The organism is Sinomonas halotolerans (assembly GCF_039615075.1).
GTDB lineage: Bacteria > Actinomycetota > Actinomycetes > Actinomycetales > Micrococcaceae > Sinomonas > Sinomonas halotolerans.
In genome coordinates, this window is the sequence record NZ_JBDFRB010000007.1 from 45,929 (window position 1) to 69,068 (window position 23,140).

18 protein-coding genes and 1 tRNA gene are annotated in these 23,140 nt (G+C 73.7%); 6 read left to right on the forward strand and 13 right to left on the reverse strand.

Annotation, left to right across the window (positions count from 1 at the left end; all coding sequences use genetic code 11):
- Position 1 precedes the first annotated feature (1 nt).
- Positions 2 to 640 carry a TetR/AcrR family transcriptional regulator gene (locus ABCQ75_RS09740; protein ID WP_345885114.1) on the reverse strand — a complete coding sequence of 213 codons (639 nt, stop codon included), beginning with the start codon at positions 638 to 640 and terminating at the stop codon, positions 2 to 4.
- A 135-nt stretch (positions 641 to 775) separates the two neighbouring features.
- On the opposite strand from ABCQ75_RS09740, the gene ABCQ75_RS09745 reads away from it, so the two are divergent.
- Together ABCQ75_RS09745 and ABCQ75_RS09750 are read left to right on the forward strand one after the other, a co-directional pair.
- Complete coding sequence (locus ABCQ75_RS09745; RefSeq protein WP_345885116.1) at positions 776 to 3,925, forward strand: glycoside hydrolase family 2 TIM barrel-domain containing protein; 3,150 nt, start codon at positions 776 to 778, stop codon at positions 3,923 to 3,925.
- Between the two features lie 118 nt (positions 3,926 to 4,043).
- Entirely contained in the window at positions 4,044 to 6,854 is a 2,811-nt protein-coding gene (locus tag ABCQ75_RS09750) for a cation-translocating P-type ATPase (protein WP_345885117.1), read from the forward strand.
- 93 nt (positions 6,855 to 6,947) lie between these two features.
- On the opposite strand, the gene ABCQ75_RS09755 is transcribed toward ABCQ75_RS09750, so the two are convergent.
- The 6 genes from ABCQ75_RS09755 to ABCQ75_RS09780 all read right to left on the reverse strand — a co-directional run bounded on the left by ABCQ75_RS09755 (position 6,948) and on the right by ABCQ75_RS09780 (position 16,218).
- On the reverse strand, positions 6,948 to 7,844 hold the full coding sequence (locus ABCQ75_RS09755) for a DNA-formamidopyrimidine glycosylase family protein (protein WP_345885118.1): 897 nt from the start codon (positions 7,842 to 7,844) through the stop codon (positions 6,948 to 6,950).
- 15 nt (positions 7,845 to 7,859) lie between these two features.
- Positions 7,860 to 12,854 carry an ATP-dependent helicase gene (locus ABCQ75_RS09760; protein WP_345885282.1) on the reverse strand — a complete coding sequence of 1,665 codons (4,995 nt, stop codon included), beginning with the start codon at positions 12,852 to 12,854 and terminating at the stop codon, positions 7,860 to 7,862.
- 121 nt (positions 12,855 to 12,975) lie between these two features.
- Positions 12,976 to 13,596: a DUF4232 domain-containing protein gene (locus ABCQ75_RS09765; RefSeq protein WP_345885120.1), complete on the reverse strand. Its 621-nt coding sequence runs from the start codon at positions 13,594 to 13,596 to the stop codon at positions 12,976 to 12,978.
- Positions 13,597 to 13,686: 90 nt separating this feature from the next.
- On the reverse strand, positions 13,687 to 14,448 hold the full coding sequence (locus ABCQ75_RS09770) for an SDR family NAD(P)-dependent oxidoreductase (protein WP_345885122.1): 762 nt from the start codon (positions 14,446 to 14,448) through the stop codon (positions 13,687 to 13,689).
- Between the two features lie 139 nt (positions 14,449 to 14,587).
- Positions 14,588 to 15,433, reverse strand: a complete 846-nt coding sequence (locus ABCQ75_RS09775; RefSeq protein ID WP_345885124.1) for a YcnI family protein — start codon at positions 15,431 to 15,433, stop codon at positions 14,588 to 14,590.
- Positions 15,434 to 15,537: 104 nt separating this feature from the next.
- Positions 15,538 to 16,218, reverse strand: coding sequence for a hypothetical protein (locus ABCQ75_RS09780; protein ID WP_345885127.1), 681 nt, complete (start codon positions 16,216 to 16,218; stop codon positions 15,538 to 15,540).
- 217 nt (positions 16,219 to 16,435) lie between these two features.
- On the opposite strand from ABCQ75_RS09780, the gene ABCQ75_RS09785 reads away from it, so the two are divergent.
- Positions 16,436 to 17,527 carry a glycerophosphodiester phosphodiesterase family protein gene (locus ABCQ75_RS09785; protein ID WP_345885129.1) on the forward strand — a complete coding sequence of 364 codons (1,092 nt, stop codon included), beginning with the start codon at positions 16,436 to 16,438 and terminating at the stop codon, positions 17,525 to 17,527.
- A 200-nt stretch (positions 17,528 to 17,727) separates the two neighbouring features.
- Here ABCQ75_RS09785 and ABCQ75_RS09790 read toward each other — a convergent pair.
- Positions 17,728 to 17,814: transfer RNA gene (locus ABCQ75_RS09790), tRNA-Ser, on the reverse strand.
- A gap of 261 nt (positions 17,815 to 18,075) precedes the next feature.
- Here ABCQ75_RS09790 and ABCQ75_RS09795 point away from each other — a divergent pair.
- Positions 18,076 to 18,588 (forward strand): DedA family protein, encoded by a 513-nt coding sequence (locus ABCQ75_RS09795; protein ID WP_345885131.1) that lies wholly within the window; start codon positions 18,076 to 18,078, stop codon positions 18,586 to 18,588.
- Positions 18,589 to 18,660: 72 nt separating this feature from the next.
- Here the strand turns inward: ABCQ75_RS09795 and ABCQ75_RS09800 are convergent, their stop codons facing one another.
- Genes ABCQ75_RS09800 through tadA form a run of 5 tightly spaced genes read right to left on the reverse strand, consistent with a single transcriptional unit; the run spans position 18,661 to position 21,683 of the window.
- Entirely contained in the window at positions 18,661 to 19,272 is a 612-nt protein-coding gene (locus ABCQ75_RS09800) for a DNA-3-methyladenine glycosylase I (RefSeq protein WP_345885133.1), read from the reverse strand.
- A gap of 46 nt (positions 19,273 to 19,318) precedes the next feature.
- Positions 19,319 to 19,996 carry an alpha-ketoglutarate-dependent dioxygenase AlkB family protein gene (locus ABCQ75_RS09805; RefSeq protein WP_345885134.1) on the reverse strand — a complete coding sequence of 226 codons (678 nt, stop codon included), beginning with the start codon at positions 19,994 to 19,996 and terminating at the stop codon, positions 19,319 to 19,321.
- Positions 19,993 to 20,631: a methylated-DNA--[protein]-cysteine S-methyltransferase gene (locus ABCQ75_RS09810; RefSeq protein WP_345885135.1), complete on the reverse strand. Its 639-nt coding sequence runs from the start codon at positions 20,629 to 20,631 to the stop codon at positions 19,993 to 19,995. The genes ABCQ75_RS09805 and ABCQ75_RS09810 overlap by 4 nt, the downstream gene beginning before the upstream one ends.
- Positions 20,628 to 21,125, reverse strand: a complete 498-nt coding sequence (locus tag ABCQ75_RS09815) for an RNA polymerase sigma factor (RefSeq protein ID WP_345885136.1) — start codon at positions 21,123 to 21,125, stop codon at positions 20,628 to 20,630. The genes ABCQ75_RS09810 and ABCQ75_RS09815 overlap by 4 nt, the downstream gene beginning before the upstream one ends.
- 42 nt (positions 21,126 to 21,167) lie before the next feature.
- On the reverse strand, positions 21,168 to 21,683 hold the full coding sequence (tadA, locus tag ABCQ75_RS09820) for a tRNA adenosine(34) deaminase TadA (protein WP_345885138.1): 516 nt from the start codon (positions 21,681 to 21,683) through the stop codon (positions 21,168 to 21,170).
- A gap of 45 nt (positions 21,684 to 21,728) precedes the next feature.
- On the opposite strand from tadA, the gene ABCQ75_RS09825 reads away from it, so the two are divergent.
- Positions 21,729 to 22,469 (forward strand): phosphatase PAP2 family protein, encoded by a 741-nt coding sequence (locus ABCQ75_RS09825; protein ID WP_345885140.1) that lies wholly within the window; start codon positions 21,729 to 21,731, stop codon positions 22,467 to 22,469.
- Between the two features lie 12 nt (positions 22,470 to 22,481).
- Positions 22,482 to 23,117: a uracil phosphoribosyltransferase gene (gene upp, locus ABCQ75_RS09830; RefSeq protein ID WP_345885142.1), complete on the forward strand. Its 636-nt coding sequence runs from the start codon at positions 22,482 to 22,484 to the stop codon at positions 23,115 to 23,117.
- Positions 23,118 to 23,140: the final 23 nt, after the last annotated feature.

Consider the following 23,140-nt stretch of genomic DNA (forward strand, 5'->3'; position numbering starts at 1 on the left):
CTCAGGGCGCGTCGGCCGGTGCCGCGGGGGCCGGTGCCGCCGGGGCGGGGAGCATGATCAGGTCCAGATAGGCCTTGAGGGTCGCCGCCATGTCGATCTCCGCAGGAGCGAACAGCCACTGGACCTGGATGCCGTCCCACAGGGCCAGGAGGGTCGTCCCTGCCGTCTCCGGGTCGACGCCGGGTCGCAGCCGCCCGGCCTCGGCCAGGTGCCGCAGCTCCTCGGCGTACTCGGAACGGAGCCTCTCGAAGCGCTCCTCGAAGTACGTGCGGGCTGGATGCCCCTCGGTCGTGGACTCGCCGCACAGGACCGCGTAGAGCTCGATGAGCCCGGGAGCGCCTTCGTTGTGCTCGGCCTGGCGGACCACCGATTCCGCGAAGCGGTCGCCGGTCCCGGGGGACTCGTCGGCGATGGCGTCGCGGTGTTCGAGCGCGGCCACGAGGAGGGCGGCCTTCGTGGGGAAGTGGTGGAGCACGCTCGTCTGGCTCATCCCCACGCGGTCGGCGACCTCCTGCACGGTCCCTCCGCGGTAGCCCCGTGCGCCGAAGACCTCGAGCGCGGCCTGGGCGATCTGCCTGCGCCGCTCTGCGGTCTTCGCGTACGGGCCCCGCGGGCTGCGCCCTGTCCCCTTGATTGCCACAGTCCCCCAGTCTAGGGACGGTCGGACCGATGAAATTCGAGCGACTACTCAATTTTAGGGTAGTGTGGGTCACGTTGGTCCGATCGGCCCGACGCCGCCACCGAATGGATTCCAGTCCACGAAGAGGAAGTCCTCATGACCGCAGTCCCCGAGCAGCACTACGTCACCGACACGGCACCCGGCGGCGGCCGCCGGGTCCCGGCCCGGTCCTGGCTGCGCAGCGACGCGCCCTCGCTCTCCCTCGACGGCGACTGGCGCTTCCGCCTCCTCCCCGGCGTGCCCGGCACACCTGGCGGGCGCGGCGTGCTGCCCGCGGGCGAGGCACCGGAGGCCATGGCGGCGGAGGCGTACGACGACGGCGCGTGGGACACGCTGCCCGTCCCTTCCCACTGGGTCCTGGAAGGCGACGGCGCGTACGGCCGTCCGGTCTACACGAACGTCCAGTTCCCGTTCCCGTGCGAGCCGCCCTTCGTCCCTGACGAGAACCCGACCGGCGACTACCGCCGCACGTTCGAGGTCCCCGCCGCCTGGCTCGAGGACGAGCACGAGGACGAGGGCCGCGGCGCGGCGGGCGGCGGGTCAGGGCGCGTCGTGCTGCGCTTCGACGGCGTCGAGTCCCGCTACAGGGTGTGGGTCAACGGCGAGGAGGTCGGCTGGGGCACCGGCAGCCGCCTGGTCCAGGAGTTCGACGTCACCGAGGCCGTCCGGGCGGGCACCAACACGATTGCCGTCCGCGTGCACCAGTGGTCCGCGTCGAGCTACGTCGAGGACCAGGACCAGTGGTGGCTCCCCGGCATCTTCCGCTCCGTGACGCTCCTGTCCCGTCCGGCGGGGGGCATCGAGGACGTGTGGCTGCGCGCCGGCTACCACGGCGGCGCCGGGACGATCGAGCCCGAGGTGACCGCGCCGTCGTCGTCCTTCCCCGTCCGCCTCGGCGTGCCCGAGCTCGGGATCGACGTCGAATGGGCCGGCCCCGGCGAGGTCGCCCCCGTGCGGATCCCCGCCGTCGAGCGCTGGACCGCGGAGACGCCGCGGCTCTACGAGGCGACCGTGTCCAGCGCCGCCGAGACGGTCTCGCTGCGGATCGGCTTCCGCACGGTCGAGATCCGCGGCGACCGGTTCCTCGTCAACGGCCGGCGCGTCGTGTTCCGCGGCGTCAACCGCCATGAGACGCACATGGCGCGCGGGCGTGCGTTCGACGAGGACTTCGCCCGCGAGGACCTGCTGCTCATGAAGCGCTTCAACGTCAACGCGATCCGCACGAGCCACTACCCGCCCCACCCCCGGCTCCTCGAGCTCGCGGACGAGCTCGGCTTCTGGGTCATCCTCGAATGCGACCTCGAGACCCACGGGTTCGAGCGCCACGGCTGGGCAGGCAACCCGAGCGACGACCCGTCGTGGCGTGCCGCGTACCTGGACCGGATCGAGCGGACCGTGGAGCGGGACAAGAACCACCCCTGCATCGTCCTGTGGTCCCTCGGCAACGAGTCCGGAACGGGCGCCAACCTCGCCGCGATGTCGGCGTGGGTCCACGCGAGGGACCCCGAGCGGCCCGTGCACTACGAGGGCGACTACACGGGCGCGTACACGGACGTGTACTCGCGCATGTACGCCTCCGTCCCCGAGACCGGGACGATCGGGCGCGACGGCGACACCTCGCCCCTGCTCGGCTGCTCGCCCGCCGAGGCCGCCCGCCAGCGCAGCAGGCCGTTCCTGTTGTGCGAGTACGTCCACGCGATGGGCAACGGCCCCGGCGCGATCGATGCGTACGAGGACCTCGTGGACCGCTACCCGCGCCTGCACGGCGGGTTCGTGTGGGAGTGGCGCGACCACGGCCTGCTCGCCCGCACTGCGGACGGGACCGAGTACCTCGCGTATGGCGGCGACTTCGGCGAGGAGGTCCACGACGGCAACTTCGTCATGGACGGCATGGTCCTCTCCGACTCGACCCCGAGCCCCGGGCTCTACGAGTTCAAGCAGGTCGTCGCGCCCGTCCGCCTCGGCTTCGTGGCCCGCGACGGCGCCAAGCCGGCCGTGCGCGTGCGGAACCTGAGGCACACGGCCGACGCCGGCGACCTCGCCTTCCGCTGGCGGCTCGAGGACGATGGCGTGCGCGTCGCCTCGGGCGGGCTGGCCGTGGCCGGGCCCGCGGGCGGGCCGCTCCGGGCGGGCGAAGAGGCCCTCCTCGAGGTGCCCGTGCCCGCGGGGCTGTGCGCGGGCGAGGCGTGGCTCACGGTCACGGCCGAGCTCGCGGAGGCAGCAGTCTGGGCCGAGGCCGGCCACGAGGTCGCTGCCGCACAGCTGCAGCTCTCGGAGCGTGCGGCCCGTGTGGCCGGGCCACGGCCGCTCCCGGCTGCGCCGCTCCCGGGGCTCCCGGCGGCGTCGGGGGCGCGCGGTCGCCTGGTGCTCGGCCCTGCGGAGTTCGAGGACGGGCGGCTCGTGGCGCTCGCCGGGCTGTCCGCCGAGGGGCCGCGGCTCGAGCTGTTCCGCGCGCCCACGGACAACGACCGGGGCGGCGGGTTCGGCAGCTACGAGGGCGTGGACCCCTGGACTCCCGACGCCCACGGCGTCCCGGGCAACGGACGGCCCGCGCCGTCGTCGGCCGCGCGCTGGGAGGCCCTGGGCCTGCACCGGCTCCGTGCCCGGGTCGAGTCGGTCGAGGCGGGGCCGGCGGCGCTGCGGGTCCGCACCCGCTACGCCGCGGCGGACCGCGCCTGCTCGGTGACGGTCGAGGAGCAGTGGCAGCTCGACGGCGCAGAGCTGTGGCTGCGCGTGGACCTCGTGCCGAGCACCGGCTGGGACGGCGTCTGGCCGCGCGTGGGCGTGCGCTTCGGCCTCGACGCGAGCGTGGACCGGGCTGCCTGGTTCGGCCTCGGCCCGCGCGAGTCCTACCCGGACAGCATCAGCTCCGCGCTCGTCGGCCGCTGGGAGGCCGGGATCGACGAGCTGTCCGTCCCATACGCGCGCCCGCAGGAGACGGGGCACCGCGGGGGCCTGCGCAGCCTCGACCTCGCCGCTGCCGGCGCCCCGTGGCTGCGGATCGAGGCATCCGCCGACTCCCTCGGCCGCCGGCCGGGCTTCACCCTGAGCCGCCACACGGCGCAGGAGACCGCAGCGGCGGCGCACCCGCACGAGCTGCCGGGCTCCGGGCGGTCGTGGCTGTACCTCGATGCGGCGCAGCACGGGCTCGGCTCCCGGGCCTGCGGGCCGGACGTGTGGCCGACGGCGGCGCTGCGGCCCGAGGCCCGCACCCTCACCCTGCGGCTGAGGGCGACGGGAGGGTAGCCCGGTTCCCCTCCAGCGGGCCCTCGCGGCGGGCTGCCCACCGGGGCTCCCCGCCTCTGGGAGACGGACCCGCCGAGGGCCGCCCACGCCCTGCCCGGCCCCGCGTAGAGTGGGCCGCGTGAGCGTCGAGGCCGTCTCCGATCGCTGCCAGCTGCCGGCCGCCCAGGCCGCCGGCATGCCTGCGGACGAGGTCCTCGCGGCCCTCGGGACCGGTCCTGCCGGGCTGGGCGAGGACGAGGCCGCCCGGCGGCTCGCGCTCGGCGCGAACGTCCTCCAAGCCCGCCGCGTGAGCGGGGTACACGTCCTCGTGCGGCAGTTCGCGAGCCCGCTCCAGGGACTGCTCGTCGCAGCCGCGGTCCTCTCCTTCGCGACAGGGGACCGGCTCAACGCGGTCATCATCGTCGCCATCCTCCTCGGGAGCGCCCTGCTCGGGTTCGTCAACGAGTTCCGGGCAGAGAAGACGGCTGCGGACCTGCACGCACGCATCTCGCACACCGTGGTCGTCACCCGGGGAGGGAACGAGCGCCCGGTGCCGGTCCGCGACCTGGTGCCGGGCGACGTCGTGCGCGTGGGACTGGGGAACATCGTCCCCGCGGACGCGCGCGTGATCGAGGCGGACGGGCTCGAGGCGGACGAGGGCGTCCTGACCGGCGAGTCCGCGGCGGTGCCGAAGCACGCGGATCCGGTCCCCGAGGGGACGGCGCTCGCAGAGCTGAGCGCGTGCCTGCTCATGGGCACCGTCATCCACGCGGGGACGGGGCGCGCCGTCGTCACCGCGACGGGCAGGGACGCCGAGTTCGGCCGCATTGCCGCGGGCCTCGCCCAAGGGCTCCCCGAGACGGGCTTCCAGCGCGGGCTCAAGGACTTCTCCGTGATGCTCCTGTGGGTCGGGATCGCCCTCACGGCAGGGATCCTCGCCATCAACCTCGTCCTGCAGCGGCCGTTCATCGAGTCGGTGCTGTTCTCCCTCGCGATCGCGGTCGGCATCACGCCCCAGCTGCTTCCCGCCGTCGTGAGCACGAGCCTCGCGGCCGGCTCGCGGCTCCTCGCGAAGGACCGCGTGCTCGTCAAGCGGCTCCTCGCAATCGAGGACCTCGGCAACCTCGACGTCCTGGTGACCGACAAGACCGGGACGCTCACCGAGGGGCGGATCGGCTTCGAGGAAGCTGTGCCGGTCAGCGCGGCGGGAGGCGGGAACACGGGAGGCGGGAACACGGGAGGCGGGAACACGGGGGGCGGCGAGCTGGAGCGGCGGCGCCTCACGGAACTCGCGATGCTGTGCTGCGAGGTCGACCCGAGCGAGGCCGGCGCGTTCGGCGCCGGCCAGAACCCCGTCGACGCGGCCCTGTGGGAAGCCTTCCCCGAGCTCCCCGCCGCCCTTGCCGGGAGGATCCGCGTGGCCCTGCGCCCCTTCGACCACGGCACCCGCACCATGGAGACCGCCGTGCGCTGGGACGGACCGGACGCCGGCCCGGAAGGGACCCTGCGGATCGTCAAGGGCGCGCCCGAGGCGGTCCTCGCCCTGTGCTCCGGTCCCGCCGCCGGCGCCGACGACCACGCCCGGGCCGCCCTCGACGCCCTCTTCCGGCGCGGGGCGCGCGTCGTCGCCGTCGCGAGCGGGCCGGCGGGGACAGCCAGAGGCCCTGGACCCGGCGGAGGGGCGCCGGCCGCGGCGGGCACGGAGGGCGGCCCGCTGAGGCTCGAGGGCTTCCTGAGCTTCATCGACCGCCCCAAGCAGGACGCCCGGGCGTCCCTCGGCCGGCTTGCCGAGCTGGGGATCGAGGTCAAGATCGCCACGGGGGACAACGCGCTCGTCGCCCAGCACGTCACCGGCGTGCTGGGGATGCGCGCCGGCGACGTGCTCACCGGCGCAGACCTCGACGGGATGGACGACGACGAGCTTGCCCGCGCGGCGACCGGCGCACGGGTCTTCGCCCGGGTCTCGCCGGAGCAGAAGGCCCGCGTCGTGGCGCTCCTGCGGCGCCGGCACTCCGTCGGGTTCCTCGGCGACGGCGTCAACGACGCGATTGCGCTCGCGAAGGCCGACGTCGGGATCTCCGTCGATTCCGCGACCGACGTCGCGAAGGACGCCGCCGACGTCGTGCTCCTCGACAAGGACCTGGGGGTACTGGCCGACGGCGTGGTGGGCGGGCGCCGGATCTTCGCCAACACAGTCAAGTACCTTCTCATGGGCACCAGCAGCAACTTCGGCAACATGTTCTCGGCCGCGGCGGCGAGCTCATTCCTGAGCTTCCTGCCCATGCTTCCCGGGCAGATCCTGCTCAACAACCTCCTCTACGACTCGAGCCAGCTCGCCATCCCGACCGACCGCGTGGACCGCGAGCAGCTGCGCCGGCCCGCACACTGGGACATCGCCGGGATCCGGCGGTTCATGCTCGTGTTCGGGCCGATCTCGTCCCTGTTCGACTTCGCGACCTTCGCGCTCATGCTCTGGGTCCTGCACGCGGTTCCCGAGGAGTTCCGGGCAGGCTGGTTCGTCGAGTCCCTCGCGACCCAGACGCTCATCGTCTTCGCGATCCGGACACGGCGCATCCCGTTCGTGCGCAGTCGGGCGTCGGCGGTGCTCACGGCCAGTGTCCTGGCGGTCGTGGCGGTCGGCGCCGTCATCCCGTACACGCAGTTCGGGACGCTCATCGGCTTCTTCCCGCTCCCGGTGCCGTTCTTCCTCGCCCTCGCCGGGATGGTCGTGCTGTACCTGGTCCTCATCGAGACGGCCAAGCACTTCTTCTACCGCACCGCGCACGAGCAGGCCCCGCATCCCTCGGCTCCACCGGCCCCTGTCCCCTCCCTCGCCGGGCATGACGCCCACACGCGGGTCCATCGGCGTGCCGTGCCCTTCGTGGTGCACACGGGGAAGGCGAAGGTCCGCCGGCCGCCGGGGCACGGCGTGGCGGCGGGGCGGCGGTAGGCAGCGCGGAAGGCCGTCGCTGAAGGCCAGCCCGCTGCAGGCCGGCCCGCTGCAGGCCGGCCCGCGGCAGTGCGGCGGAGCCGGGGGGGCGGTTCAGCGCAGCGGCTGGCAGCTCGGGCAGAACCAGATGTCCCGCTCGAACTCGTCGCGCCCGTCGGGGGCTGTGGGCCCGTCCCGGCCGCCGAGCGTGGCGTGCTGGACCCTGGTCCGGCAGCGGAGGCAGGGCTGGCCGGCCCGCCCGTACACCCACGTCCCGTTGCGCGGCCCGTAGCCGCCCACGGTGTTGCGCGAGCGGTCTTTGTTCGCCTCGAGCAGCCGCTTGGCCATCGCGACGATGCCGGGCAGGTCCGGCACCTCGCCCACGGGCGTGGCCGGGTGCACGCGCCCGAGGAAGCACAGCTCGCACCGGTAGATGTTGCCGATCCCGGCCAGGTTGCGCTGGTCCAGCAGGGCATGGCCCACGGCGCGTGCCGGCTCTGCCCGCAGGTTCGACTCGGCGAGGGCAGCGTCCCAGTCGCGGCCGAGGAGGTCCGGCCCCAGATGCCCGACGGCCTCGCCCTCCTCGGCGGTCGCGACCACCTCGAGCAGGCCGAGGGAGAACCCCACGGCGCTCGTTCCGTCCTCGGCCGTGAGCACGGCCCGTGCCGTGTGCGCGGGCCTGCGCCACCGCTTCCCGGGCGGATAGACGTCCCAGGCGCCCTCCATGGACAGGTGCGAGTGCACGCTCAGCCGCCCATCCCCACGCGTGGCCACCTCTCGCCCGTCGCGTGGCCATGTCCCGCTGCTCGCGTGGCCACTCGCGCCCTCTTCCGGCGGCGCCAGGCGGTGCAGGAGGTGCTTGCCGCGCGAGACGACCTCGAGCACTGTCCATCCGGTGAGGTCGAGCGTCGCGAACGCCGGCACGCGGAAGTCGCTCGCGGCGAGCCGCTTCCCCGCGAGGGCTGCGTGCATGCGGCGAGCGGCCTGGTAGACGTTGTCGCCCTCAGGCACGCCGGCCCCCTCCCGTCACGGCCGGATCCTCACTCCGCGAGGGGTGGAGTACGCCCCCGCCGCGGTCAGGGCGCGCGCGAGCGGCGTGTCGAGGAGGTCGTGCCCGTTGACCTTCTCCATGGCGAGCTTGTCCACCGCCCCCGAGCGCACGACGCCGACCAGCGCCTCCGCGGCCGGCGCCAGCACGGCGTCGTCCTCCGTGAAGGCGAGCAGCGTCTTGCCGCCGCGCTCCACATACAGGGCGAGCGCGCCGTCGACCGTCACGACGAGCGCGCCCGCCTTGCGGCCCGGGCGGTGGCCGGTCGCGGCGCCGGGGACCTCCGGCCACGCGAGCGCGGCGCCGTACGGGTTGGCGGGGTCGGTCGCGGCGAGGGCGAGCGCCTCGCGGGGAGGCCCGTCCGGCGAGCCGGGATCGTCCCGCGCGAAGGTGCGCAGCCTGTCCACCGTGGCGGGGACGGCGAACTGCGCGGCGCCGAGCCGGTCCACGAAGTACCCGCGGCGGCAGGTCCCGGACTCCTCGAGCCGGGCCAGCACCCTGTACAGGAGCCCGAACCCGCCGGGGATGCCCTCCGCCATGACCGAGCCGCGGGTCAGGATCCCGTAGCGGTCCAGGAGGAGCTCGGCGAGGGCGTGCATCCGCACGGTCGTCTCGAGGCTCGTCAGCGGCACCGCTGACCAGCGCCCTGCCGCCATGGGCGGCACGGTGGCGGCGGGAGCGTCGAAGCCGCTGCCGGCCACGGCCCCGAGCCGCCCCACGCGCGGCAGCCGCCCGCCGCGCAGTGGGCCCGCGTACGTGCGGGCGCGCGGCGTCCTGGCCCGCTGCCGGTGCGCGCCGCCCTTCCCCCCGTCGAGGAGCGCCCGGACGGGGGCGAACGTGTCGCCGGTGACCCGGCCGGCCCACACGAGGTCCCACAGCAGCTGGACCGCGGCCTGGTCGGACAGGGGCGCTTCCGCTTCCGCCGAGCCTGCGCCTGCGGACCCCGCCGCCGCGAGCTGCCGGAAGAAGTAGCCGCCCCCGCCGGCGAGGAAGTCGAGGACGCGCTGCTGCGCGTCGTCCGGCTCGAACTCCGGGTCGGGCGAGAGCGTGAGCGCCGCCGATTCGGCCACGTGCAGGGTGATCCAGCCGTCGTGCCCGGGCATCGACCCGGCGCCGGTCCACATCACCTCGCCCGCCGCCATGAGCTCGTCCAGCAGCGCCGGCGAATAGTCCGAGACGCGCGAGCGCAGCACGAGCGGCTCCCACGCGCTCGCCGGCACCGGCACCCCGGCGAGCTGGTCCACCACGGTCAGCACGCCGTCGTGCCCCCGCAGCGTGCCCCGCGCCCGGCCTCCGGACACGCCGATGTGCTGCCACGCCGCGAGGAACCGGGCGAACGCCGCCTGGTCCACGGGCTCCACGTCCGCGCGAAGCGCCGCGAGGGAGCGGCGGCGGATCCTCCGCAGCACCTCGGCGTCGCACCACTCCTCGCGGGCGACGGCGCTGGGGTGCGTCGTCGCCTCCGCGACTGAAGGGGGGACGGGGCCGCCGCTTGCTGTCGGCTCGCCTTCCGCTGCCGGCGCGGCCGGGCGGAAGGTGCCCTCGATGACCCGTCCGTCCGCGGCGAGCCGCTTGAGGGTGGTGTGGACGACGGCGACGCCGAGTCCCAGCCGGGCCGCCGCCTCGCCTGCCGTGAAGGGCCCGTGGGTCCGGGCGTACCGGCCGACGAGGTCGCCGAGCGGATCGGCCACGGGCTCGACGAACGCGAGCGGCACCCCAATGGGCAGCGGAACCCCCAGAGCATCCCGCAGCCGCGAGGCATCCTCGATGGCGGCATACTGCTCCACCCCACCAACAGAAACCAAGAGGGCGCGGCGGGCCGCGACCAACTCCTCGAGGTGACCCGCGACGTCGACGAGGTGCGCACGAGCGTCGGAGGCGCGGAGGTGAGCTTCGCCGTCGTCAACGAGCCGCTCGGCCACCTCATCAACGGACAGAGGCCCGAGCAGCCGCAGCAGGTCCGCCGCGCCCTCGAGGCCCTTGAGCTTCCGGTCTTCGGCGAGCCGCTGCAGCTCCCGCTCGGTCTGCTCGATGACCTTCGCGTCGAGCAGTTCGCTGAGCTCGGCACGGCCGAGGAGCTCGTTGAGCAGCGTGGGGTCGAGGGAAAGGGCAGCGGCGCGGCGCTCGGCGAGGGGGGAGTCGCCCTCGTAGAGGAACTGCGCCACGTAGCCGAAGAGGAGGGAGCGGGCGAACGGGGAGGGCTGCTGGGTGGTGGTCTCGACGAGGCGAAGCTCGCGGCGCTCGACGGCGGCGGCGACGTCACGGAGGGCGGGGAGGTCGTAGACGTCCTGGAGGCATTCGCGCACGGCCTCGAGGATGATGGGGAAGGTCGGGTGCTTCTTGGCGACGTCGAGGAGCTGGGACGCGCGCTGGCGCTGCTGCCAGAGGGGCTGCCGCTTGGCGGGGTTCTGGCGGGGGAGCAGGAGCGCACGGGCGGCGCATTCGCGGAACCGCGCGGCGAAGAGGGCAGACCCGCCCACCTCCTCGGTGACGATCCCCTCGAGCTCGTCGGGGTCGAACACGAAGAGGTCTGCGCCGGGCGGCTCGTCCTCCATCATGGGCACGCGCAGTACGATCCCGTCGTCCCCGGCCATGGCGGAGCCGTCGAGTCCGTAGCGTTCGTGGAGGCGGCGGCCCACGGCGAGGGCCCAGGGGGCGTGGACGGGCATGCCGAAGGGGGAGTGGAGCACCAACCGCCAGTCGCCGAGCTCGTCCTGGAAGCGCTCCACCACGAGCGTCCTGTCGCTGGGGACGACGGACGTGGCCTCCTTCTGCTCGTCGAGGTAGGCCAGCAGGTTCCCGGCGGCGAACGCGTCCAGGCCCGCGGCCTCGATGCGGGCGGCGGCGCGGTCCCGGTCCGCGCCGGAGACCTCGCGCTGGAAGGCGCCGAGGGCCCGGCCGAGCTCGGCGGGGCGGCCCAGGCCGTCCCCCTTCCAGAAGGGCAGCTTGCCGGGCTGGCCGAAGGCCGGGGTGACGAGGACGCGGTCGTGCGTGATGTCCTCGATCTTCCAGCTCGTGGCGCCGAGCGCGAACACGTCTCCGACGCGGGACTCGTAGACCATCTCCTCGTCGAGCTCGCCCACGCGCCGTCCGCCGCGCGCGGCCTGCGCGGCCGCCGTGCCCCCGCCGCCTTCGTGCTCGGTCCCGATGATGTACACGCCGAACAGCCCGCGGTCCGGGATGGTCCCGCCGCTGGTGACGGCGAGGCGCTGCGCACCGGGCCGGCCCTCGATGGTCCCCTCGGTGCGGTCCCACACGATCCGCGGCCGCAGCTCGGCGAACTCGTCCGAGGGGTACTTGCCGGAGAGGAGGTCGAGGGTCGCGTCGAAGGCGGAGCGCGGGAGGGTCGCGAAGGGCGCGGCACGGCGCACCACGTCGAACCATTCCTCGACGTCCACCGGCCCGAGCGCGGTGGCCGCCACGGTCTGCTGCGCGAGGATGTCCAGCGGGTTGGCGGGGATGCGGAGGGCCTCGATGCGCCCGGCGAGCATGCGCTCGACCGTGATGGCGGTGTGCACGAGGTCTGCGCGGTGCTTGGGGAACAGGACGCCTTGGGACACCTCGCCGACCTGGTGGCCGGCCCGGCCCACGCGCTGGAGGCCCGAGGCGACGGAGGGCGGCGACTCGACCTGGACCACGAGGTCCACGAGCCCCATGTCGATGCCGAGCTCGAGGCTGCTCGTCGCGACCACGCAGCGCAGCCGGCCGGACTTGAGGTCGTCCTCGATCTGGGCGCGCTGCTCCTTGGACACCGAGCCGTGGTGGGCGCGGGCGAGGACGGGCTCCGCGCCCGAGGTCTGCCCGGCCTGCGCCATCATCTCGGCGGGTGTGCGCGTGGCCACCGCCGCCGCGGCCGCCCCGGCGGCTGCTCCCGCCGTGGTGAGCCCGCGCTCCGAGGCGGGCAGAGGCTCGTCCCACACGCTCGGCTGGGTCCGCTCGGCGTAGATCTCGTTGAGCCGGCCGGTGAGCCGCTCGGCGAGGCGGCGCGAGTTCGCGAACACGATCGTGGACCGGTTCGCGAGCACGTGGTCGACGATCTTCTCCTCGACGTGCGGCCAGATCGACGCGCTGGGCTGCAGCCCCGAGGCCGGCCCCATGTCATGCGCTGCGGCGGCGCCGGCGAGGTCGCTCATGTCCTCGACCGGCACCGTGACCGTGAGCTCCCACGTCTTCTTGGCCGGCGGCGCCACGATCTCGCACGCCGCGCGCCCCGCGAGGAACTGGGCGACGAGCTCGCGCGGCTCCACGGTGGCCGAGAGCCCGATCCGCTGCGCGGGCCTGGGCAGGATCGCGTCGAGCCGCTCGAGGGAGACCGCGAGGTGCGCCCCGCGCTTGGTCCCGGCCACGGCGTGCACCTCGTCCACGATCACCGTCTCGACCCCCGCGAGCGTCTCGCGCGCCTGCGAGGTGAGCATGAGGTAGAGGGACTCGGGCGTCGTGATGAGGATGTCGGGCGGGTTCGCCAGGAGCGCGCGCCGGTCGGACGACGGCGTGTCCCCGCTCCGCACCCCCACGCTCACCTCGGGCGCGGGCAGGCCCAGGCGTTTGGCAGTCTGCGCGATCCCGATGAGCGGCGCGCGCAGGTTGCGCTCCACGTCCACGCCGAGGGCCTTGAGCGGGGAGATGTAGAGCACCTTGGTCTTGTTCTTCGGCGCACGACGCCGGCGCCCGCCTGCCGCCCTGCCGCCCCCTTCCGCGGTGCTCTCGTCGGGGTGGCTGCCGCCTGCCTGCTCCAGCCCGGGGAGGGGCGCGGCGGGAGGCGGCTCCCCGCCGTCGTGCGCGCCCGGGTGCCGTGCGATGAGTTGGTCGAGGGACCACAGGAACGCCGCGAGCGTCTTGCCCGAGCCGGTCGGGGCGACGACGAGCGCGTGGCGGCCCGAGGAGATCGCGTCCCAGGCGCCGGTCTGGGCGGGCGTGGGCTCGCGGAAGGCCCCGAGGAACCATTCGCGCGTGGCCGCGCCGAAGCGCTGCATCACGCCCGCGGCCACCGCCGCAACTCCGTCCGGTCCGTCCGTCACCGCACCATCATCCCGCACCCCGCCGACACTCCTCGGTCCGGCACCGCGTTGGCCCGGCAGCGCGCGCGGCAGGCCGCTAGGCCGGCTGGAACGCGCGGAGGGTCAGCAGGTGGATGTCCGCGTTGCTGCACGCCGCGGCGGGCGCCGGGATGAACACCGAGCCGTAGTCCTCCGGCGGGTAGACGCGCAGCCCGGCGGCCTGGACCACGGTGCAGCCGGTGAACGTGCGCGCCTGGCGCAGCCCGAACTCCGCCGCGCCGGACTCGCCGGGAGCGAGCACCACCGGCGTGACCGCGGTGGCCTGGTCGCGGTCCGCGGGCGCGCCGATGGGCTTGCCCTCCGGGCCCGCGGTGAGCGACACCCCGGCGAAGCCCTCGAGCAGGCACGCGGTCTTCGAGACGTTCTTGAGCACGATCTTCTGGTACACAGTGCCCGCCGCCCCGCCCTGCCCGGGCGCGAGGGAGCCCTTGAGCTGGGTGGAGAGGCAGCGCGCGGTCCCGCCTGCCGCCTTCGTGGCGGTTCCGGAGGCGCTCGGCGAGGCGGACGACGCCGACGGGCTGGCCGAGGGGCTCGGGCTCGTGGCCTCCGTGGTCGGCGAGGGGCTCGTGGCCGAGGGGCCGGGGAGCCCGCAGCCTGCCAGGCCCGCGGCCAGCACGAGCGGCGAGAGGACGGCAGCGGCGCGGGAGAGGCGAGTCATAATCCCACGATTCACTCCTGTCACACGCGCGTCAAGCTCCCGTGCGCCGTGTCACGGTCCGGCCGCGCGGATCCGCGCGGCCGGCGGGCGTCACTGATCGCGGTGCACGAGGTGCGGCGCGGCCTGCGCGACCGGCTTGACCACGAGCCGGTCGATGTTCACGTGCCGCGGCCGCTGCACGGTCCACACGATGCACTCGGCCACGTCGTCCGCCGTGAGCGGGTCCGGAACGCCCGCATACACGCGATCGGCGGCCTCCTGGTTCCCTCCGAGGCGGCGCAGCGAGAACTCCTCGGTGTGGACCAGGCCCGGCGCGATGTCGATGATGCGCACCTTCTCTCCCACGAGCTCGAGGCGCAGCGTTTCCGAGACCACGCGCTCCGCGTGCTTCGCGGCGCAGTACCCGCCGCCGCCGGGGTAGGAGACGTCCGCAGCGATCGAGGACACCACCACGACGTCCCCGCCGGACGCGCGCAGCGCGGGGAGGAGGGCCTTCGTGACGCGCACCGTGCCCACCACGTTGACCTCGTACATCCACCGCCACTTCTCGAGGTCGGCTTCCGCGATGCTCTCCACGCCGCGCGCGCCGCCGGCGTTGTTCACGAGCACCTCCACGGAACCTGCGGCCTCGGCGATCCGCGCCACGTCGGCGTCGTCCGTGATGTCCGCGGCGAGGATGTCGCACCCGGTGCGGGCCGCGAGGCCCTCGAGGCGCTCCCGGCGGCGGGCAACCGCGAGGACGGAGTATCCGGCGTCGACGAGGTGGCGCACGGTGGCCTCGCCGATCCCGGAGCTCGCGCCCGTGACGACGGCGCGGCGGGCAGGGCGTGGCTGGTTCGCTGGAGTGCTCATGGGTCCATCCCAGCACCGAATCCCGCTCGGCGCACACAGTGAAGGCCGCCCAGCTGATCCGGGACGCCGGACGCCGGACCGCCGCGGGCCCTGCCCTGAAGCGGGACCCGCGGCGGCGCTCAGCACTCCGCCGTCGGTGTCAGGCCGAGCCGCGCGGAGAGCGCGTGCGCACGAACGCGAGCGTCCCCATGGCCAGGCCCGCGAGGCCCGCCACGAGGCCCGCCCATCCTGCCGACTCCGCGCCCGAGGCGCCCGCCATCGGCGAGGAGGCGTCGCCGTCGTCCGAACCGGCCGTCGCGTGCCCGCCTTCCCCGTGCCCATCCTCTGCGTGCCCGCTGGCTGCCGCGGACGTCACCTCGATCGACGGCGCGGGGTACTCCACGGCATCGTGCCCCCCGCCCTCGGCCGGGACCTGCGCCCAGTCCGTCCTGCCCTCGGTGCAGGTCTGGAGCGTCGGGAAGCGGAGGGTGCTGCCCGCGGCGTCCGCCGGGAGCTTCACCGAGAGAACGAAGTCGTCGCGCAGCTCCGCCGGCAGCGGCTTGATGGCCGTGTAGACGATCTGCGAGGTCCGCTCGGTGATCGTGGCGCCGTCCGGGGTGGTGATCGGGGTGCCGAGCTTCTCTGTGACCTTCCGTGCTGTCCAGTTGGCGTGGGCGGTCGGCGTCGCGTCGTTGATGCCTTCCGGGAGGGTGATCGCGACCTGCCTTGTGGGGCTCTCACCGCAGCCGTGCGGGATGCCGAACGCGAGGAGGGCGGATCCGCCTGCCTCGGTGGCGCTCGGGTCGATCGAGACGTGCGCGGATGCCGCACCGGCCCCCGAGAGCGCGAGTGCGGCGCTCGCGGCGGCTGCAGCGCCCGCGCGGGCGAGGAGGACGCGGGCGTTCCGCGCCCGGGCAGCGGCCCGGGCAGTCCGGGCGGTCCGGGTGTTCCGGGAGCTCGGCGTGGTGATCGGGGTGCCGGCAGTGGTGGTGTTCTCGGTGTTCATGGCAGTGCCTTTCGCGGCGCGCGGGCGCGCGCCAAGGACGCCGGCGCTCGGCACGGGGGTGCGCGGCGAGCGCGGCGGGAGGGATGCGCCGGGAGGCGCGGGACTCAGGCGAAGGCGGTTGCCGGGGGAGGGCCGCGCAGGGGCGGGGGCGCGAGGGTCCGCCACGCGAGAGCGCGCTGCACGGGGTACGGGGGCGCCGCAGCAGGCGCAGGGGCAGGCACGACGGCGGGTGGCTGGGGCAGGTGCAGGAGCGGCCGGATCCACTCGGCGAGTGCCGTGAGCGCGAGCTCGGACTGGCGGATCACCGCCGCGCACGCCAGGGTGGCGACCGCGTGCAGCGCGACCATGGCCCAGGACGCATGGGCGTGCTCCGGCGCGGCCGCCCCGGCAGCGGGGTGGGACGAGGCGAGCGCGGACACGGCATCCCCCACGTGCTGGTGGCGGCCGAATGCCAGCGCGTTCGCTGCCTCCGCGGGCACGGCCGCGGGCATCGAGAGCAGGGTGAACGCCTCGTGCAGGGCCAGCTGGCCCGCTCCCAGGACGCCGATCAGGGCGGGGAGGCGCAGCGTGACGCGGCCCAGGAGCGTCGAGCCCAGTGCCACGAGGGCCAGGAGTGCCGCGAGGACCGTCGGATGCGGGAGGGACCCTCCCGCCCAGGCGTGTGCTCCGGCGGCGAGCGCGGTCACGGTGCCGGCCATCGCCGTCGTCCGCATCCAGCGCACGGCATTGCCGCCGCGCAGGGAGGGGGGCACGGGCACCGAAGGGGTCTCGCGCGCGGTGTGCACGGCACCTCCTCGGGGTCTGGCCTCGGGCTGTGGCGGGCGCCGGCCGGGCTCTCTGGCTTCCCGCCGGTGGTGTGGCCCTGGCGTCCACAGGCCCGGCAGGGCGGTTCAAGTCTACTGCGGCGCTCGGGGAGCGCGGCGCCAGCCGTTCACCTGGGCGTTGCCCGGATCTCACAATCTGGACACCGCTGGTCAGGGATCGCTCCCTAGTCTCCCGGGCATGGCTAAGAAGCTTTTGACCACCGTCAGTACCCTTGCCGCGGCCGGCGCCCTCGCGCTCACAGCGCTCCCCGCCGTCGCCGCTACCGACACCACCGTTGCCCCGCACCCCCAGGCCGTGCTCCCGCAGAAGACCCACTTCGACCTGCAGGCACACCGGGGCGGGCTCGGCATGACCACCGAGGAGACCCCGCAGGCCTTCGCGAAGGCCCTCGAGCTCGGTGTCACGACCCTCGAGCTCGACACGCAGATCACCAAGGACGGCGCCGTCGTCGTCACCCACGACCGCCAGGTCCAGGCGCGCAAGTGCGCCGACACCGCCCCCGTCACCCCCGGGGACACGATGTACCCGTACGTGGGCAAGTACATCAAGGACCTCACCCTCGCCCAGGTCAGGACGCTCAACTGCGGCTGGCAGCAGCTGCCGGGCTACCCGGAGCAGGAGGTCGTCTCCGGCGTGAAGATGGCCGAGCTCAAGGACATCTTCGCCGTGGTGAAGGCCCATGATGCCAAGGGCGTCATGATGAACATCGAGACCAAGGTCGAGGCGGGCGCTCCCGAGCAGACTGCCCCGCGCGAGCTCTTCGTGAGCCGGGTCTACGAGGAGATCGCAGCGGCGGGCATGGACCGCCAGGTCACCATCCAGTCCTTCGACTGGGGCGCGCTCAAGGAGATGCACCGCATCGCCCCCCACCTGCCCCTCGTGGCGCTGACCAACTACGATTTCCTCCAGGTCGGCAAGCCTGGCGCCTCGCCGTGGCTCGGCGGGATCGACGCGGACGACTTCGGCGGCGACTTCGTCGCTGCTGCCGCCTCGATCGAGGGCGTCACGGCGCTGTCCCCGAACTACGGCTTCCCGCAGAACGGCAAGGTCGGCCAGCCGGGCTTCCGCTTCTACCCGAGCGAGAAGATGATCGAGGACGCGCACGCCCGCGGCCTCAAGGTCATCCCGTGGACGTGCGATGACCGCGCGACCATGGAAGCGCTCATCGACATGGGCGTGGACGGGATCATCACGGACTACCCGAACGTGCTCCGTGACCTCATGGCGGAGCGCGGCATGCGCCTGCCCAAGGCCTACCCGGCGGCGTGACGCCTCAGCCCGGGTGGCTCCTTCGGGGGCCGCCCGGGCCCGTTCCTCGAAGCCGCCCGCCGGCAGCCTGACGGCTGCTGGCGGGCGGCTTCGGCTGCAAACCAGTCAGCACGGTAGCCCGGAAGCATGGTCAGCCGGACCGCATGACAAAGGCCCCTGCATCCCCGGTATTCCGGGGCCGCAGGGGCCTTCGTGCTGGGCGGTGGTGGAGGGATTTGAACCCCCGTTGGCTTTTACACCAAACATCATTTCGAGTGATGCACCTTCGGCCGCTCGGACACACCACCAGCAGGCATCCACTCTACCGGGTGCTCGCCGCAGGTCCAAACCGGCCACAGCCCGGGCTCGGCGGGCCGCCCCGGGGCCTTGGCGATGAGTGGGTAGTCTCGTGGGAGCACCCCCGAAGGAAAGGAAGAGTCCTGGTTCTCGCCGCATCGTCTTCTGCAGAACAGCTCGGCGGGTTCGGGGCCTGGGCCGTCGGCATCATTGAGCAGCTCGGCGGCCTCGGCGCCGCCCTGCTCATCGCTCTCGAGAGCTTCTTCCCGCCCGTGCCCAGCGAGATCATCCTTCCGCTGGCCGGCTTCACCGCGTCCAAGAGCCCCCTGGGCGTCGTAGAGATGATCCTGTGGTGCACGGCCGGGTCCCTTGCGGGCGCATGGGCGCTGTACGCCGTCGGGGCGCTCCTGGGGCGCGCGCGCACCCACCGGCTCCTCGGCCGACTCCCGCTCATGAAGCTCGAGGACGTCGAGAAGGCCGAAGCCTGGTTCGGCAAGCACGCCAAGAGCAGCGTCTTCTTCGGCCGGATGGTCCCGGTGGTGCGCAGCCTCGTCTCGATCCCGGCCGGGATCACCCGCATGGGCCCTGTGCTCTTCACCCTCCTCACCGCAGGAGGCTCCCTGCTCTGGAACGGCGGCCTCATCATGGCCGGCTATCTGCTCGGGGAGAAGTGGCAGTCGGTGCGGCCCTATGTCGGCGGGTTCAGCAACCTCGTCCTCGTGGCGATGGGCGTGGCCGTGGCGATATGGGTCATCAGGCGCGTCCGGGCGAAGCGCTCCACCTGACGGCACCCCTCGGCCCTGGCAGCACCCCTCGGCCGGCGGACCCATCGGCGGATGAGGCCCCCGCCGGAGAGTTCAGCCGCCCGCCGCGAGTGGCCAGATCCCCGAGCTGCCGCGGCGATGGCTGCCCACGAGGTGGGTATCGATGATCCCGATCGCCTCCATGAGCGCGTGCATCGTGGTGGGCCCGACGAAGGAGAAGCCCTTCTTGCGCAGGGCCTTCGAGAGGGCGACCGATTCCGGTGAGGTCGAGGGGATGTCGGCGAAGCTGCGCGGTTCAGGGGTCCGCTCGGGCTTGAATCCCCAGACGAAGTCGACGAGTCCGCCCTCCTCGCGCAGCGCGATCGTGGCCCTCGCGTTGGTGATGGCCGCGGCGATCTTGGCCCGATTGCGCACGATTCCCGTATCGCGCATGAGCCGCTCCACGTCCTGGTCGGTGAACGTGGCGACGGCGTCCGGGTCGAAGTCGGCGAATGCGTCCCGGAAGGCCGGGCGCTTGCGCAGGATCGTCGCCCAGGACAGCCCGGCCTGGAAGCCTTCGAGGCAGATCCGCTCGTAGAGGCCCTGCTCGTCGAGCACGGGCATGCCCCATTCCGTGTCGTAGTACTCACGCATGAGCGCGTCGGCGCTTGCCCAGGATGGACGCAGGAGTCCGTCCTCTCCGGTGACCAGTGCAGTCTCGCCCATCGTGCTGTGCCTTCCTCTCACATGCCGGGTGCGGTGGACCCGGGGTTCATTCCAGGCCGGTGGCCCGCAGTGTGATGTTGATGCGGCCGGACTCGAGGCCGCACCCCGGAGGTGCGGTGCCGGGGAGGGTGCTCGGCACGCCGTGGTAGGCGAGCCGCGAGGGCCCGCCGAAGACGAAAAGGTCCCCGGACTCCAGAGTCAGGTCCTGATAGGGCTTCGCGCGGGTCTGCGTGTTGCCGAACCGGAACACGCAGCTGTCGCCGATGGACAGCGAGACCACCGGCGCGAGCGAGGCCTCGTCCTTGTCCTGGTGCATCCCCATACGCGCTTCGGAATCGTAGAAGTTCACGAGCGCGGCGTCCGGGGTGTACTCGAGGCCGCCGCCCGCGAGCCCGTCCGTCCCGTAGGCCTCGGCCACAGCGAGGCGCCCGACCCGCACGAGCCAGTCCGGCAGGGGAAGGACCTTGGCGCCGTTCACATCGGTGGCCTCCCGCGTGTAGCGGTAGGGCTGCCAGTGCCATCCGAGGCACACGGTCCGCACGGACATCGGGTGGCCCCGGACGAGGGCCGCGCGCGGGGGCACGGGGCCGGCGGCCCACTCCCGGAACCGGTCGGCAATCCATGCCTGCTGGTCGGGCCGCAGCCATCCGGGGACGTGCACGGCGCCCGGCGCCACTTCGCGGCGCGGCCGGGACAGGAGCTCGTCGCCGAAGAGCGTGCTCATGCTGCCGCGGACTCGAGTGACAGGAGCGCTGTCTTCGCCTCCAGACCGCCGAGGTAGCCGCCCAGGCTGCCGTCGGAGCGGAGCACACGGTGGCACGGGACGACGAGCGGGAGAGGGTTCGTGGCGCACGCCGTGCCGACCGCGCGGACCGCCTTGGGGCTCCCCACCGCCCGGGCAACCTCGGTGTAGCTCTCAGTCCGCCCGAAGGGGATCCGCTCGAGGTGCTGGATGACGGTCCGGCGGAACCCGGAGGACAGGCTCAGGTCGAGCGGGAGGCCGAAGGCGTGGCGCCGCCCCGCGAAGTACTCCTCGATCTGGCGGGATGCGGCGCCGAGCCGTGCAGGAGCCTCGAGGATGCGCGGGCTCAGCCGCACGGCCAGCTGCTGGAGGACCGCGTCGTGGCCCTCGCGCTCGAACGCCACGCGGACCAGGCCTCGCTCCGTTGCGGCCAGGAGGAGTGCTCCCAGCGGCGACTCGACCACGCGGTAGGCGATGTCCAGCACCCCCTCGCGGCTCGCCTCCTGGGCAAGCGACGCGCGCAGGCGATCGAGCGCGCCGGGCTCGATGGCGGTGGCGTGGGTCGGGAACACGAGGTCCACGGCCCCGGACGGGGGCGTCCAGTCGGTGGTGGTCATGGTGCGGCCTCTCCTGTGGGTGTCTCTTCGGCCATGGACGATCGCAGCCTCTTGATCCCGTCCGCCGCGGACCGCCGGGCGGCGGCCGCGCTGCCCCCGAGGATCCCGGCGATGTCCGCGAACGGGAGGTCCGCGAGGTAGCGGTACGCGATGACGCGGCGCTGCTTGTCCGGCAGCTGCGCCACAAGATGCCACACGCCGTCCGGCGGGCCGGGGTTGCCGTGCGCCGAGGCCCGGTCGGGCACCGAGTCCACGGGCACCGCGCGCCGTCCGCTCGCGCGCACCGAGTCCAGTGACCTCCGGTGCGCGATGGTCACGAGCCAGGCCTCGTGGTTCGCATCCGGCGGGAGCTCGGGGTAGGCACGGAGGGCAGCGATGAAGGTCTCCTGCCAGACGTCCTCCGCCTCCACAGGCCCGACGACGGCTCGGCACACCCGCAGCACCGTGGCGCCGTGGAGCTCCACGAGCTTCTCGAAAGGCTGTTTCGTGTCCATCACTGTGCAGACGCTCCCGGAGCCCGGAATGTGAGGTCCGGCTCAGGCATCGGCCCCGGCCGAACGGTGCGCGGCGAAGAACGCCCGCAGGACGTCTCCGCACTCCTGCTCGAGGACACCCCCGAACACCTCCACCCAGTGGTTGAGCCTCCGCTCCCGCAGCACGTCGAAGACGCTGCCGGCCGCACCGGCCTTCTCGTCCCATGCCCCGAAGACCACGCGCGGGATCCGTGCGAGCACGATCGCGCCCGCGCACATCGCGCACGGCTCGAGGGTGACCACGAGCGTGCAGTCCGCGAGCCGCCATCCGTCCCCGCCGCCGTCGTGCGCCAGCCGCGCGGCAGCGGCGCGGATGGCCTGCACCTCGGCGTGCGCCGTGGGATCGCCGCACGCCTCGCGCTCATTGCGCCCGACGGCGAGCACCTCGCCGCCGGGGCCGACCACGACGGCGCCGATCGGGACATCCCCGGTCGACTCAGCGGCGCGGGCCTGCTCGAGCGCCAGTCGCATCCAGGCCTCGTGGCGCGCGTCCTGGCGCAGGGGATCGGCGGTGGGCATGGCTCCAATGATAGGTTCGGGTCCAGTCGACCGGGGGAGGAACGCGTGCGCCGTCTGCTCGACGCCCTGGCCCGGTGGCTGGGGCCCAACGCCTCGATGTGGGCGCTGCTCGCGATCGGGGCGGGGCTCACGCTCGCACTCAGCGTGGCCGGCGGGGAGGTGTACGAGTCGGTGGCCCAGAAGGGGCGGCTCGCCTCGATGGACCAGCCCGTCCTGGAGGCGGCAGTCGCCGCCCGGACGCCCGAGTCGGTCGCAGCCGTCACCGCGTTCACGAACCTCGGGGGCGGGCTGATCTCCCCGATCGCCGCGGCCGCGGCCGCCATCCTCATCGCGATCCGCACCAACCACTGGCGGGCGCTCGTGCTCGTCCCGGCCGCCGGTGCGGGTTCGCTCCTCGTCACGGTGTTCGGCAAGGACCTGGCCGGGCGGGCCCGCCCTCCGCTCGCCTCTGCGGTCCCGCCGTTCGAGTACTCGCCGTCGTTCCCCAGCGGCCACACGCTCAACGCGACCGTCCTCGCCGGGATCATCGTCTACCTCGTGGCGCTGCACCTCCGCCGCGCATGGCCCCGGGCTGCGGCGATCGCCGTCGCCGCCCTCTACGCCTTCGCCATGGGCCTCTCCCGCGTGTACCTCGGACACCACTGGCTCACCGACGTGATCGCCGCATGGCTGCTCGGCCTCGCATGGCTGAGCGTGGTGGTGTTCGCCCACCGGGTGTTCATCCTCGTCCGTGCCCGCCGGGCCCGGAGGGCCGGCCGGGCCGGCCGGGCCGGGCCCGGGGGCTGATAGCTTTTCACCATGCGCACACTCGTCGTGGACCACCCGCTCGTTGCCCACAAGCTGACCGTCCTGCGGGACCGTGACACCCCCAGCCCCGTGTTCCGCCAGCTCACCGAGGAGCTCGTGACCCTTCTGGCCTACGAGGCCACGCGGGACGTCCGCACCGAGCCCGTCACCATCCAGACCCCGGTCGCGACCACCGTGGGCACGGCCTTCACCAAGCCGACTCCCCTCGTCGTCCCGATCCTGCGCGCCGGCCTCGGCATGCTCGAGGGCATGACACGCCTCGTGCCGACCGCTGAGGTGGGCTTCCTGGGCATGGCCCGCAACGAGGAGACCCTGGACATCATCACGTACGCCGAACGGCTCCCCGAGGACCTCACGGGCCGCCAGGTGTTCGTCCTCGACCCGATGCTCGCCACAGGCGGCACCCTGCGCGAGGCCGTCAAGTTCCTCTTCCGCCGCGGCGCCTCCGACGTCACGTGCATCTGCCTCCTCGCCGCGCCCGAGGGCCTGGCCAAGCTCGAGGAGGAGCTTGCTGACGCGAACGTGACCGTGGTGCTCGCCTCGATCGACGAGCGGCTCAACGAGAAGGCCTACATCGTCCCCGGCCTCGGCGACGCCGGCGACAGGCTCTACGGGCTCGCCAAGTAGCGCTCCTGCCTCCGGCGCGTCCG